At 72.9% G+C, this 13,365-nt stretch carries 11 protein-coding genes; 8 read left to right on the forward strand and 3 right to left on the reverse strand.

The window, feature by feature from the left end; translation table 11 throughout:
• Positions 1-144 precede the first annotated feature (144 nt).
• Positions 145-960: a 1,4-dihydroxy-6-naphthoate synthase gene (locus tag AB0A65_RS11755; RefSeq protein ID WP_359950822.1), complete on the reverse strand. Its 816-nt coding sequence runs from the start codon at positions 958-960 to the stop codon at positions 145-147.
• Between the two features lie 53 nt (positions 961-1,013).
• Positions 1,014-1,628, reverse strand: coding sequence for a futalosine hydrolase (gene mqnB / locus AB0A65_RS11760; protein ID WP_359950261.1), 615 nt, complete (start codon positions 1,626-1,628; stop codon positions 1,014-1,016).
• 348 nt (positions 1,629-1,976) lie between these two features.
• Here mqnB and AB0A65_RS11765 point away from each other — a divergent pair, with 348 nt between their 5' ends.
• Positions 1,977-2,765: a DUF3027 domain-containing protein gene (locus AB0A65_RS11765; RefSeq protein ID WP_359950264.1), complete on the forward strand. Its 789-nt coding sequence runs from the start codon at positions 1,977-1,979 to the stop codon at positions 2,763-2,765.
• A gap of 14 nt (positions 2,766-2,779) precedes the next feature.
• Here the strand turns inward: AB0A65_RS11765 and AB0A65_RS11770 are convergent, their stop codons facing one another.
• Positions 2,780-3,103, reverse strand: a complete 324-nt coding sequence (locus AB0A65_RS11770; RefSeq protein WP_359950267.1) for a DUF2530 domain-containing protein — start codon at positions 3,101-3,103, stop codon at positions 2,780-2,782.
• Positions 3,104-3,311: 208 nt separating this feature from the next.
• On the opposite strand from AB0A65_RS11770, the gene sepH reads away from it, so the two are divergent.
• The 7 genes from sepH to AB0A65_RS11805 all read left to right on the forward strand — a co-directional run bounded on the left by sepH (position 3,312) and on the right by AB0A65_RS11805 (position 13,364).
• A complete protein-coding gene (gene sepH, locus AB0A65_RS11775; RefSeq protein ID WP_359950269.1) occupies positions 3,312-4,331 on the forward strand; it encodes a septation protein SepH in 1,020 nt (339 codons plus the stop codon).
• A 248-nt stretch (positions 4,332-4,579) separates the two neighbouring features.
• Positions 4,580-5,842: an MFS transporter gene (locus tag AB0A65_RS11780; RefSeq protein ID WP_359950272.1), complete on the forward strand. Its 1,263-nt coding sequence runs from the start codon at positions 4,580-4,582 to the stop codon at positions 5,840-5,842.
• Positions 5,843-6,165: 323 nt separating this feature from the next.
• Entirely contained in the window at positions 6,166-6,831 is a 666-nt protein-coding gene (gene thpR / locus AB0A65_RS11785) for an RNA 2',3'-cyclic phosphodiesterase (protein WP_359950275.1), read from the forward strand.
• 241 nt (positions 6,832-7,072) lie between these two features.
• The gene (locus AB0A65_RS11790; protein ID WP_359950278.1) at positions 7,073-8,983 is read left to right on the forward strand and encodes a PQQ-binding-like beta-propeller repeat protein; all 1,911 of its coding nucleotides are present in this window, start codon (positions 7,073-7,075) and stop codon (positions 8,981-8,983) included.
• A gap of 195 nt (positions 8,984-9,178) precedes the next feature.
• Positions 9,179-11,032: a glutamine--fructose-6-phosphate transaminase (isomerizing) gene (gene glmS / locus AB0A65_RS11795; RefSeq protein ID WP_359950281.1), complete on the forward strand. Its 1,854-nt coding sequence runs from the start codon at positions 9,179-9,181 to the stop codon at positions 11,030-11,032.
• A 151-nt stretch (positions 11,033-11,183) separates the two neighbouring features.
• Complete coding sequence (gene dacB, locus AB0A65_RS11800; RefSeq protein ID WP_359950284.1) at positions 11,184-12,788, forward strand: D-alanyl-D-alanine carboxypeptidase/D-alanyl-D-alanine-endopeptidase; 1,605 nt, start codon at positions 11,184-11,186, stop codon at positions 12,786-12,788.
• Positions 12,789-12,992: 204 nt separating this feature from the next.
• Positions 12,993-13,364, forward strand: coding sequence for a holo-ACP synthase (locus AB0A65_RS11805; RefSeq protein ID WP_106364325.1), 372 nt, complete (start codon positions 12,993-12,995; stop codon positions 13,362-13,364).
• Position 13,365 lies beyond the last annotated feature (1 nt).

Consider the following 13,365-nt stretch of genomic DNA (forward strand, 5'->3'; position numbering starts at 1 on the left):
CCTGCCGGCTACTGATGAGTCCGTCAAGCCTAGCGTGGCGTGGACCGGACGGTCCGGAACGCCCGGGTGAGGGCGCCGCCACGCACCGCGATACCCGCCCGGGCCCTTGGGGATCGCGCACGGAAGCGCCGGTCGGCGCGCCCGTCAGGGGACGGCGATGCCGAGCTTCGGCACCAGCCCGAGCTCCGCGGCGCCGCCGAGGAGCCGCTCGACCGCCGAGCGCCCCTCCTCGCCGAGGTCGCGGGAGAACTCGTTGACGTACAGCTCGATGTGCTTGGCGCACACCTCGTCGGACATCTCCTGGGCGTGCTCGGCGACGTACGCGCGGCTCGCCTCCGGGTTCGCCCACGCGTAGTCGAGGGACGCGCGGATCGCGTCGGTGACCGCCTCCGTGTCGAGACGGGACTTCGCGACGATCGCGCCGAGCGGGATCGGGCAGCCGGTCGCGCCCTCCCACCACTCGCCGAGGTCGACCATCGACGCGAGGGCGTACTCGCCGTACGTGAACCGGGCCTCGTGGATGACGAGCCCGGCGTCGAAGCGGCCGTCGCGGACGGCGGGCATGATCTGGTCGAACGGGACGACCTCGACGGCCACGTCCGGTGAGCCGAGGTCGCGCAGCCACAGGTTGAACAGGAGGAACGCGGTCGAGCGGTCCGAGGGCACGGCGACGCGCTTCCCCTCCAAGCCTGCGAGCCCGGCGGGGCCGGTGAGGACCAGCGGCCCGCACCCGCGCCCGAGCGCGCCGCCCGCGGGCAGCAGCGTCCACTCGGGGCCGAGGTGCGGCAGGGCCGCGTACGAGACCTTCGCGACGTCGAACTCGCCCCGCGCGCACGCGCTGTTGGTGACGTCGATGTCGGCGAACGTGAGGCGGGTGGCGGGGGCGCCGTCGATGAGGCCGGAGGTCCACGCGTGGTAGATGAACGTGTCGTTCGGGCACGGCGAGTGCGCCAGGTGCAGCGCGGGGCCGTCCTGCGGGTACGTGTCGAAGGGGACGCCGAGTGCGGCCATGGCTACAGCTCCCTGACCGCGCCGGTGAGGGACTTCAGGGCCGAGCCCCAGTCCCACTGCTCGACGTCGCGGTCGCCGACGAAGTTGGAGACGGTGCGGATCTCCGCGAACGGCAGGCCCGCGTGCTGGGCGGCCGTGGCGACGCCGAAGCCCTCCATGGCCTCCCCGACCGCGTCGGGGTAGCGGTGGGCGAGGTTCGCGGCCTGCCCGTCGGAGCCGGTGATCGACGCGAGGGTGAGGATCTCGCCGCGCACGCCCTCGACGGCGACGGTGAGGACCGTGTTGCAGCCGATCCGGTTGGTGCCGAAGCCGATCTCGTCGATCGGCTGGAACCGCCACGGGAGGTTCACGCCGAGCTCGGCGTGGACGGAGTCGGTGGCGATGAGCACGTCGCCGATCCGGGCGCGGCCCTGGAACGCCCCGCAGATGCCCGCGTTGACGACGACGTCGTACGCGCGGCCCATGTGGCTGTTCTCGGCGATGGTCCGCGCGGTGGAGGCGGCGGCCGCGGCAGGGCCGACCCCGCAGACGAGGATGTCCAGCTCGTGGCGGAGCGAGCGCCCGGCCTCGACGGCCTGGGCCTCCTCGGCGACCGCGCACACGACGAGTATTCGCATGCCTGAAACGGTACCGGCCCGGCGGCCGCTCCGGCCGCCGCACGGACCGTGGCGCCCGCCGCAGCGGGCCCGCGGACCCGATCGGCCGTGGTGCGCGCCACCGGGGCGCCGGACGCCCGGCCCGGCAGCGCTCGACACGCCGCGGCATCGGCCGCTCCCGCGCAGCGCGACCGTCCCCGGGTCCGGCGGGCAGCCCGAGGTTGACCTCTGGGTAAGGGCCCCCGGTTTCCAGCGTCCCTCCGGGGTGCGACATTTCCGGCCGCCGTCAAGGGAGGTGTGGCGCATTCCGCTCCCCGCCGGGCGCACCGTCCGCCGGGTGCGGGCGCGAGCTGACCTATGCTTGAAAGCGTGCCTGACAGCTCCACCACTTCCGCCGCCGCAAAGACCGCCCGCGCCCGCAAGCCCCGCCTGGACAAGGCCCTCGCCGACGCCGTCGACCTCGCGCGCGAGTCCGCCGAGGACGCCGGCGACGGGATCGGGGAGCACCTGAGCGTCGAGGCCGAGTCGGAGCGGGTCGTCACCCACTACTTCGAGTGCACCCTCCCCGGCTACCGCGGCTGGCGCTGGGCCGTCGTGCTCACCCGCGCCCCCCGCGCCCGCGCCGCCACCGTCTCCGAGACCGCGCTCCTGCCCGGCCCCGACGCGCTCCGCGCCCCCGCGTGGGTCCCGTGGGCCGACCGCCTCGAAGGCGGCGAGGTCGGCACCGGCGAAGTCCTCCCCACCGAGGACGACGACGACCGCCTCATGCCCGCCTACCAGCTCTCCGACGACGACGCCGTCGAGGACATCGCCTACGAGCTGGGCCTCGGCCGCGAGCGCGTCATGAACCGCGAGGGCCGCTCCGAGACCGCGCAGCGCTGGTACGACGGCGACCGCGGCCCCACCGCCCCGATCGCCGAGGCCGCGCCCGCGCCCGCCCGCTGCGGCACGTGCGGGTTCTTCATGCCGCTCGCCGGGTCGATGCGCCTCGCGTTCGGCGCCTGCGCGAACCTCTACTCCTCCGAGGACGCCCGCGTCGTCTCCGCCGACCACGGCTGCGGCGCGCACTCCCAGATCAGCGAGTTCGTGGACACCACGCCGCAGGGCGTGGAGAAGTCCGAGATCGTCTACGACGACGAGGGCTCCGAGATCCTCTAGGGGCCCGGTCGGGGTCAGCCCTGCCGGTCCCGGCCGAAGTGACGCCTGTCGGCGACGACCATCGCGGCCGTGCCGAGGAGGCCCACGATCACGCCGGTGAGCGCGCACGCGCCCCACCATTCGCGGCCCGAGTCCGCGAGCGGCTCGCGGAACAGCTGGGTCAGCACCAGTGCGACCGCCCACAGTAGAGTCCCGGTGACGGCGATCGGCGTCATGCGCAGCCGCACCGCGTCGGCGGCGGGGAGCTCGGGCGTCTTCTTCACGCGGTGGTAGGCGGCGCGGGGGTTCGCCGACGAGCCGGACGCGGCCGGGGGCTGGGAACTTCCGTCGGTGGACACGCTGCCAATGTACGCTGCGACAGTCCCCGCGACAATCGGTCACGCCGACGCGAGTCGGGATCGCGTTGCCGGGGACGGACACCGCCGGGGGTCGCGCCGCCGCGATCGCGTATAGGCACCCCGCCGGTTGTGGTCCGCCGGTAGGGTTGGGCGTACGCTCGGATGAGCTGGCAATGCGGCGCTGACGAAGACACGAGGGGTGGAAGGCATGAGGCCGGTACGGTTCGTAGCCCTCTCTGAGGACGGTCATGCGCTCGTGCTCGCCGACGAACTCGGCCGCCTGCTGGCCCTCCCGCTCGACGAGCGGGTCGCCGCCGTGGTCGACGTCCCCGAGGGCGGCAGCGCCCTCCGGGCCAAAATGGACGCCCCGCCGTCCAAACCGGCCGCCGCGAGCCGCCCCGTCCCGCAGCGCCCGGCCGCCGTCAACCTCTCGCCCCGCGACATCCAGACCCGCATCCGCGCCGGCGAGTCCGCCGAGGACATCGCCGCGTCCGCGCAGGTCGCCGTCGACCGGGTCCTGCGCTACGCCGGGCCGGTCCTCCAGGAGCGCGCCATGCTCGCCCAGGCCGCCCGCCGCTCGCGGCTGGCGACCTCCGAGCGCGGCGAGCGCATGTCGAACGTCGTGGACGTGAAGCTCGGCACGCACGGCGTGGACCCCGAGGCCGTCTCGTGGGACGCGTGGCGCACCGAGGACGGCTCCTGGCTCGTCCAGGCGTCCTGGTCCTCCGGGAAGACCACCGCGCGCGCCCGCTGGAAGCTCGACCGGGCCCGCCAGACCGTCACGCCCGACGACGAGATGGCGCAGTTCCTCTCGACGCCGCTGCCGGTGCAGGTCGCCGCGCCCAAGGACGTCCCGAGCGACCTGGGCGTGCGCCCGGGCGACCCGGTGCGGCCCTCGCGCGACCCGATGCACGGCCTGCGCGAGCTCGACGACGACTCCCGGCCCGACCCGCTGCGCCGCGACCGCCTCCGGGAGGTCCTGGAGCGCCCGCTCGACGACGTCGGCGGGCGCGGCAAGCGCACTTCGCAGCTGGGCCTGCCCGGGACGACCGCGCCCGAGCAGCGGGAGACCCCCGAGGTCCCCTCGCTCGCGGTGCTGCGCCCGAACAAGCGCACCGTCGCCGACGACGACCTGAACGCCCTGCCGCTCGCCGCGGCCGGGTCGAAGCCGCGCAACCAGCTGCCCGGCTGGGACGACGTGCTCTTCGGGACCGCCGGCAAGGACTAGCCGAGCGGTACACATCGCTTCAGCGGCGGGGCGGGCCTTCGGGCCCGCCCCGCCGTTTTCCGCGCAGCCTTCATGGCCCGGAGTGCGTTGGGCCCCCGGTCAAAACCCTGGCACGGGGGTGTGACATTCCGTGGTCTCCCCAGGTCGTCCCAGGATTCGGGAGGGGGCGGGGGCGGATGCGGGACGGGTGAGAGAAGTCGGTCTCACTTACTGGCTTGCCGACCGGTAAGTAAATATCATTGAATGCGATGTCTCCGGTCCTCCTCGGCCAGCTGCGCCACACGTTCAGAGCCCTCGCCTACCCCGCCTTCCGGGTGTACGCCGCCGGGCAGCTCGTCGGCACCCTCGCATTCTGGCTCCAGACGACCGCCGTCTCCTGGCTCGTGCTCGAACTCTCCGGGAACTCCGGGACCGCCCTCGGATGGACCCTCGCGCTCCAGTTCGGCCCCTACCTCCTCTTCGGCCTCCACGGCGGGAAGATCGCCGACAGCTTCGACAAGCGCCGCGTCCTCCTCCTGTGCTCCCTGTGCTCCTCCGCGGTCATCGCCGTCCTCGGCGCCGTCGTCTTCACCGGCCACATCGAACTGTGGATGGTGTACGTCGGCATGTTCGCCTTCGGGTCCGTCGCCGTCGTCGAGGGTCCCGCCCGCCAGGCGTTCTACTCCGAGATCGTCGAACTCGAAGCGCTCCCCAACGCCGTCGGCCTCGGCAGCGCCATCTTCAACACCAGCCGCATCGCCGGGCCCGCCCTCGCGGGCGTCCTCATCGCCGTCACCTCCACCGGGACGGTGATCGTCAGCTGCGCCGTGCTCGCCCTCGGCCCGGCCGTCGCCTGCATGGTCCTGCTGCGCCGCAGCCTCTCCAACCCCGTGCACCGCCGCGCCGACTCCGGCGGCATCCGCGAGGCCCTGCGCTACGCCGGCGCCCGGCCCGACATCATCGCCGTCCTCGTCGTCTCGCTCCTGGTCTCGGGCTTCACGTTCAACTTCGCGCTGACCCTGTCGATGCTGGCGCGCACCGAGTTCAAGACCGGCGCCGACTCCTACGGCCTGCTCCTGACCGCGCTCGCGGTCGGCGCGCTCGCCGGGTCCCTCGCCTCCGGGCGCCGCTCCGGGCGCCCCACCCTGAACACGATGCTCCTGTCCTCGGCGCTGCTGGGCGTCGGCACGTTCGCCGTCGGCTTCTCGCCCTCGCTGTGGACGGCCATGGCGCTCCTCGCGCCCACCGGGTTCGCGATGGTCTTCTACGCGCAGGCCGCGAACCAGCGCGTCCAGATGGGCGTGCGCCCCGACTACCGCGGCCGCGTCCTGAGCCTGTACATGCTCGTGTTCCTCGGATCCACCGCCGTGTTCGCGCCGATCGTCGGCTGGTTCATGGAGGAGTACGGCGCCCGCGCGGGCCTGTGGCTCGGCGGCCTCATCGCGATCGTCACCCCCGCGGTCGTGGCCCTCGCCAAGCGGTCGCAGCTGCGCCGCCGCGCGGGCGCGCTCGCCGGGAAGGCCATGCCGTAAGCCCCCACGGGGCTCCACAAAGGGCGTGACGGTTCATATCGGTGAATCCCAGCAGGTGAACCAGAGTGAAGCGAGTGATCTCGCGAGGTGCCCGACTTCGCCGCAATCGCCCCGAACCTCCTGCGGCTCTAGCACCTCAGGAGTCAACTCGAACGTTACTTCCGCGAAATTACTGTCCCGTCCAGTGGGATTTCACTGAATGAACGTCGGCGGTTGCTGCGAGGATAGGCACATCGTGACAGCCCTCGACCACGTCGCGCCGACACACCGCTCGACGCAGGCGCGGGTCACCGATCCCGAGTAGAGCCCCTGGAGGGAATCCAGTGAGTGCCTCCGCCACCGCGGCCGTACAGGCCGCACCCCAGGTGCGGACCGAGCGCCTCTTCGCTGCGCTCCCGCTTCCCGACAACGCCGTCGCCGATCTGGCCGAAGTCGTCTCCGACCTCAACATCGCACGGCGCGGCGCCCCCAGCCGCCCCGGCGCCGCGGGCCGCAGGCCCGCCACCGGCGGCCGCCTGGTCCGCTCCGAGAACTGGCACCTCACGCTCGCCTTCCTCGGCGACGTCCCCGCCACCCGCTGCGCCGAGGCCGCCGAGGCCGTCGCCGCCGCGGCGCGCGAGTCCGCACCGATGCGGCTGTGCGTCTCCGGCGGCGGGCGCTTCGGGCGCGGCCGCTACTCGGTGGTCTACGCCGGACTGGACGGCGACGTCGCCGCCCTCGTCGACCTGGTCCACCGCATCCGCGCCGGGCTCACCGCCGCGGACCTCCCGGTCGACCAGAAGCAGTACCGGCCGCACGTGACCCTCGCCCGCCCCGGCGACCGCGTCACCAACCAGCAGGCCGCGCAGGACCTGCTCACGCTCCGCCGGTACTACGGCCCGAGCTGGACCGCGGGCGAGCTCGTCCTCTACCGCTCCGACTTCGGCAAGGCCCCCGCCGGGACCCAGCCCCACTACACCCCGATGGCGGCCGCCCCTCTCGGCGGCTGACCGCCCTTACGGGAAGTGTCGGACCCCCGTGTCAGGGTTTTGACCGGGGGCCCAGCGCACTCCGAGCCATGAAGGCTGCGCGCATTTCAGGACGCCGCCGGAACGGTCGGACCCCTGTGTCAGGGTTTTGATCGGGGGCCCGTCGGGCCGATCGCCATTCGGGGTGCCCTCAAGGGAGAAACCCGCTCGCGATCTGTGCGAAAGCCCGGATCGGGGGGCCGGTGACCGGTAGAAAGAGGGCATGTCCCACAACGCTTCCGGCGCCGGCCGCTCCAGCACCGACGCGGCGCCGCCGCGCGCGCCCAAGAACGGGCGCCCGCTCGCGCGCGTCTTCCTCCGCGCCGCCGGGATCACCGCACTCGCGTGCTGGGCCGTGCTCCTCGTCTGGGCGTCGTTCGGGACCGGCGCGACCAGCACCGGGTCCTCCGGCGTGTACATGATCATCGGGACCGTCGGCTCCGTGCTCATCGCCGCCGCCGTCATCGCCACCGCCGCCGCCCACACCGGACTGCGCATCATCATCGCCGCGCTCGCCACCGCCGTGTTCGCCGCGGCCGCCGGGTGGGCCGTCTACTCCTCCATGCCCGAGGCCGGGCCCGGCCAGTTCATCACCCACCGCGCCGGGGTCGCCGCCCTCGCGTACGGGTTCGGCGTCGTCGGCGGCGGGCTCCTCGCGCTCTCCGAGTTCGTCGTCGAAGGCTACGCGGGCGGGCGCGCCCGCCCCCCGAAGTCCATGCGCCGCAAGGTCGGCGTGTTCGCCGTCGCCGTGGTCCTCCTCCTCGCCGCCGCCCTCGCCCCCGCCATGCAGCGGTGGGCCGAGCTCGCCAACCAGGACGTGCGCACCGGCGACACCGCCGTCAACGAGGCCGGACTCGACGGGCTCGCCGCGCTCTCCGGCGTCGAGCGCTTCACCGACACCCCCTACGGGCTCCTGCGCACCGACCACCCCGCCGACCCGACCCCGCAGGCCGTCACCATGCTCGACCCCGCCACCGGCGCCGCCGTCTGGTACCACCGCCGCTGGAACTGGCTCGCCTCCCAGCCGCCCGTGCTCTCCCACCCGCAGGACCTCGTCGCGCTCACCGGCCCCCGCGCCGACGACCGCGGCGACTTCCAGGTCCGGGTCCTGCGCGCCCGCGACGGCGAGGAGGTCGCCACCGCCGGGTTCGACGGCTCCCCCGGGACGCTCCTGGCCCTCGCCGACGACCGGCTCCTGTTCGCCGAGGACGGCAGCGCCCTCTTCCACGTCTACGACTTCGGCGGGAACCTCCTGTGGGACGCCGAGATGCCGCCCGGCTGCGAGGGGAACGCCGCCCAGGTCGCCGCCGGCCGCGTCGCCCTCCTCGCCAAGTGCGTGCCCGCGCCCGACCGGCCCGTCGCCCGCGACTACGTCCTCGCGTTCGACCTCGACGACGGCGCCACCGCCTGGGAGCAGGAGGTCGACAAGACCGCCGAGGTCGTCCCCGACTCGTTCCTCGTCTCCGGCGACACCGTCCTCATCGACAGCCGCATCGAGCACCGCGTCACCGACGGCCCGTTCTCCGCGCGCCGCTTCGAGCACAAGCTCATCGCCTACGGCCTGGAGGACGGCGCCGAGCGCTGGCACATGCGGGACCAGTCCTTCGGGTCCACGAACTCCTCGGCCTGCGGCGGGACCCTGCACCTGTCGCAGCCGACCGCCGCGCTCGGCGAGGGCGTGGCCGCCGGGGGAGGGGCCCGCGCCGACGTCCCCAAGGCCGAGCGGCGCACCGTGCAGATCATCGAGTGCTACACCGCGAAGGACCGCGAGGGCTCCTGGCTGGGCGTCATGTCCTACGACGCCGACACCGGCGAGCGCCTCTACAAGAAGGCCGTGCGCCTGGGGTACACGCCGCTCGACCCGGAGGTCGCGCGCGGCTGGGGCACCGTCCTGCCCGACAACCGGGCAGTGCTCGCCGCCGACCAGTCGCTCGACCCGAACCGGCCCGACTGCCACCTGTACGAGGTCGCCGGGGGCGACGTCGCCGAGGTCGCGCTGCCCGCGGCCGGGACCGAGGGGACCGCGGTGCCCGCGAACTGGTGCCACGACGCGCAGATCAGCGCCGTCGCCACCGGCGCCGCCATCAGCTACGTGGACGAGGACGGGACCCGCGGCATCGCCGTCGTCTCCTGAACGCGCCCGCACTGAACGCACCGGCCCCGTAACCACCGCTTGCGCTTCCCGCGCGGAACGCTGCGTGACCGGGCGGTGAACGCCGCGCGACCGGATCGGGGCCGCGGCGCGAACGCCGACAATGATCAAACTGTGTGATCGATTACCGAGGAACCGCGCACGAGTGATGCGCGAAACTGCGGTAGTGTTTCTCGCATGTGTGGAATCGTTGGATACGTCGGCCGCCGCAGCGCCGTCGACGTCGTGCTGGACGGCCTGCGCCGTCTCGAATACCGCGGCTACGACTCCGCGGGCGTCGCGCTCGTGTCGGCCGACGGCCGCGTCGAGGTCGACAAGCGCGCCGGGAAGCTCGCGAACCTCGAAGCGGCCCTCGCCGACCACCCGCTCCCCGACTCCACGTGCGGCATCGGCCACACCCGCTGGGCCACGCACGGCGTGCCCTCCGACCGCAACGCCCACCCGCACCGCTCGCACGACGGCCGGATCGCCCTGATCCACAACGGCATCATCGAGAACTTCGGGCAGCTGCGCGCCGAGCTCGAAACCGACGGCGTCGAGTTCCTCTCCGACACCGACACCGAGGTCGCGGCCCACCTCCTCGGCGCCGAGTACGCCGCCGACGGCGACCTCACCGCCGCCATGGCCCGCGTCTGCCGCCGCCTCGAAGGCGCGTTCACGCTCCTCGCGGTCGCCGCCGACGACCCCGACACCGTCGTGGGCGCCCGCCGCAACTCCCCGCTCGTGGTCGGCCTCGGCGAGGACGAGTACTTCCTCGCCTCCGACGTCGCCGCGTTCATCGCCTACACGACCGACGCGATCGAGCTGGGCCAGGACCAGATCGTCACGATCAACCGGGACGGCGTCGCCGTCTCCGGCTTCGACGGCGAGCCCTCCGAGGGCAAGCCGTTCAGCGTCGACTGGGACATCGCCGCCGCCGAGAAGGGCGGCTACGACACGTTCATGGCCAAGGAGATCCACGAGCAGCCGCAGGCCGTCGCCGACACCCTCCGCGGGCGCATCGACGAGTCCGGGCAGATCGTCCTCGACGAGGTCCGCATGTCCGACCAGGACTTCCGCGACATCGACAAGGTCTTCATCGTCGCGTGCGGCACCTCCTACCACGCCGGGCTCGTCACCAAGTACGCCATCGAGCACTGGACGCGCATCCCCTGCGAGGTCGAGCTCGCCTCCGAGTTCCGCTACCGCGACCCCGTCCTCGACCGGTCCACGCTCGTCGTCGCCATCTCCCAGTCCGGCGAGACCATGGACACGCTCATGGCCGTGCGGCACGCGAAGGACCAGAAGGCCCGCGTCCTCTCCATCTCCAACACCGTCGGGTCCACGATCCCCCGCGAGTCCGACGCCGTCCTGTACACGCGCGCCGGGATCGAGGTCGCCGTCGCGTCCACGAAGGCGTTCCTGACGCAGCTCGCCGCGTGCTACCTCGTCGGCCTGCACCTCGCGCAGGTCCGCGGCATCAAGTACGCCGACGAGGTCTCCGCGATCCTCGAAGAGCTCGTGGCCGCCCCCGGCAAGATCGCCAAGGTCATCGAGAACCTCGACCCGGTCCGCGAGATGGCCCGCGAATGCGCCGCCAACGGCGACCGCGTGCTGTTCATCGGCCGCCACGTCGGCTACCCCGTCGCCCTCGAAGGCGCGCTCAAGCTCAAGGAGCTCGCGTACCTGCACGCCGAGGGCTTCGCCGCGGGCGAGCTCAAGCACGGCCCGATCTCGCTCATCGAGACCGGGACGCCCGTGATCGCGATCGTCCCCAGCCCGCGCGGCCGGTCCCTCCTGCACGACAAGATCATCTCCAACATCCAGGAGGTGAAGGCCCGCGGCGCCAAGGTCATCGCGGTGTGCGAGGAGGGCGACAAGATCACCGCCGTCCACGCCGACCACGTCATCGAGACGCCCGCGTCCCCGACGCTCCTGGCGCCCCTCTTGACCGCCGTCCCGCTCCAGGAGTTCGCCGCCGAGCTCGCCACGGCCCTCGGCCGCGACATCGACCAGCCGCGGAACCTCGCCAAGTCCGTCACCGTGGAGTAAGACGCGGGGCGCTTTCGCAGCGCCGCAACACGATCCGTCGACGGCGGCGGGGCCGCGCCCCCGCCGCCGTTCCGGTTGCCCGGTGCCGCGGCGAGATTGGACACTTGCGTGCGAACCCCCGCAAGGCGTGCGCGGCGTTTATGCTCGCGGGGTGAAAAAACGCACCCTCATCTCAGGCGCCGTGGCGATCACCGCCGCGGGCGCCATCACCCTCGCGGGCACCGTCGTCGCACAGGCCCAGGAGACCGGAGACGAGGCCCTCGGGGCCGCGCTCGACGCGATCCTCGCCGACGCCAGGCTCACCGACTCCCAGGCGGGCGTCGTCGTCGCCGACGCCGGCACCGGCGAAGTCCTCTACGAGCGCAACCCGAACAAGCGCGCCATCCCCGGCTCCAACGACAAGCTGTTCACCACCGCCGCCGCCCTGGAGTCCCTCGGCGGCGACTACACCTACGCCACCGACGTCATCGGCGACCGGCCCGTCGACGGCGTCGTCTCCGGCGACCTCTACCTGCGCGGCACCGGCGACCCCACCGCCCTCGAAGCCGACTACGACCAGCTCGCCGCCGACCTCGCCGCCGCCGGAGTGACCGCGATCGACGGCGACCTCGTCGCCGACGACACCGCCTTCGACTCCGTCCGCTCCGGCGCCGAATGGGGCTGGTCCGACCTCCAGTTCACCTACGCCGCCGAGGTCACCGCCCTGAACATCGCCTCCGGCGACGACTACCAGGCCGGGTCCGTGCGCATCTTCATCAAACCCGGTGCGGCAGCGGGCGACCCCGCCGTCATCACCACCGTGCCCGAGACCGACTACCTCGACATCGTCTCCACGGCGACCACCGGCACCTCCACCAGCGTGAACGTCAACCGCGACCCGCACGACAACACCGTGCGCATCTCCGGCACCGTCGCCGCCGGCGGCAGCGGCACCTACGCCACCCGCGCCGTCATCGAACCGACGCAGCTCGTCGCCGACGTCTTCGCCGACTCCCTCGCCGAAGCGGGCATCGACCTCAAGGGCGACCTGCGCTTCGGCGAGGCCACCCCGCAGGCCGCGGGCGAAGTCCTCGCCACCCACGCCTCCGCGCCCCTCTCCGACCTCGTCGTCGACATCCTCAAGCCCTCCAACGCCTCCATGGCCGAAGCGCTCTTCAAGACCCTCGGCTACGAGGCCTCCGGCCAGGGCACCTTCGCGTCCGGCAAGGCCGCCGTCTACGCCGCCCTCGACGGGTACGGCGTGAACAACGGCCCCATCCGCATCGCCGACGGCTCCGGGATCTCCCGCCACAACATGCTCACCGCCGGGACCATCGCCGACCTCCTCGTCGGCGCCAAAGACGCCCCCTGGTTCGACACCTGGTACGGCGCCCTCCCCATCGCCTGCGAGGACGGCACCCTCGCCAGCCGCATGTGCTCCACCCCCGCCGCCGACAACGTCCGCGCCAAAACCGGGTCCATGACCAGCGTCTCCGCCCTCTCCGGGTACGCCACCGACGCCGACGGCCGCGAACTCGTCTTCAGCATCGTCCTCAACGACTTCCTCTACTCCACCGTCAAGGACATCGAGGACAAGATCGCCGCCGCCGTCGCCGCCCACTCCGCCGACACCACCGAGGCCGAGATCGGCACGCTCTCCTCCGAGATCGACACCCCCGACCTCGCGGAGCTCGAAGCCGAAGCCGAAGAACTCCCCGCCGAGGGCGAGATGCCCGCGAGCCTCGAATGCTCCTGGTACGAGCCCAGCACCTGCTAGAACCCTTGCGACACAAGGGCCCGGCCGCACCCGCGACCGGGCCCTTCCCCGTCCCCGCCCACTGACACCCGACACCGAACGGCCCCAGACGGTCCCGCACCGTCCACAACCGGCGTTGACCTGACGGCCGGTCAGACCACCACGCTCGCGGATGAACCCGCCCGAACAGGGGCGGGACGCCCGATCCCGTGGCACTCTTGACGGGTGATCGTCGCCGTGGGCATAGACGTCGTGGCCGTGGACCGGTTCGAGCGCGTACTCGAACGGACCCCCCACGTCGCCGACAAGCTCTTCACCGAGGCCGAGCGCAGCGCCCCCGACGGGCGCCGACGCCGCACCGAGTCCCTCGCCGCACGCTTCGCCGCCAAGGAGGCCGTGGCCAAAGCCCTCGGCGCCCCCGGCGGGATGCGCTGGGCCGACTGCCAAGTGCTCTCCGAGCCCGACGGCCGGCCCTCCCTCACCATCACCGGATCGGTGGCCGCCGTCGCCGCCCAGCGTGGCGTCTCGCGCTGGCACGTCTCGCTGTCGCATGATGGCGGTATAGCGACAGCGGTGGTGATCGCCGAGACGGCCTGAC

The organism is Glycomyces sp. NPDC047010 (genome assembly GCF_040644205.1).
GTDB lineage: Bacteria > Actinomycetota > Actinomycetes > Mycobacteriales > Micromonosporaceae > Glycomyces.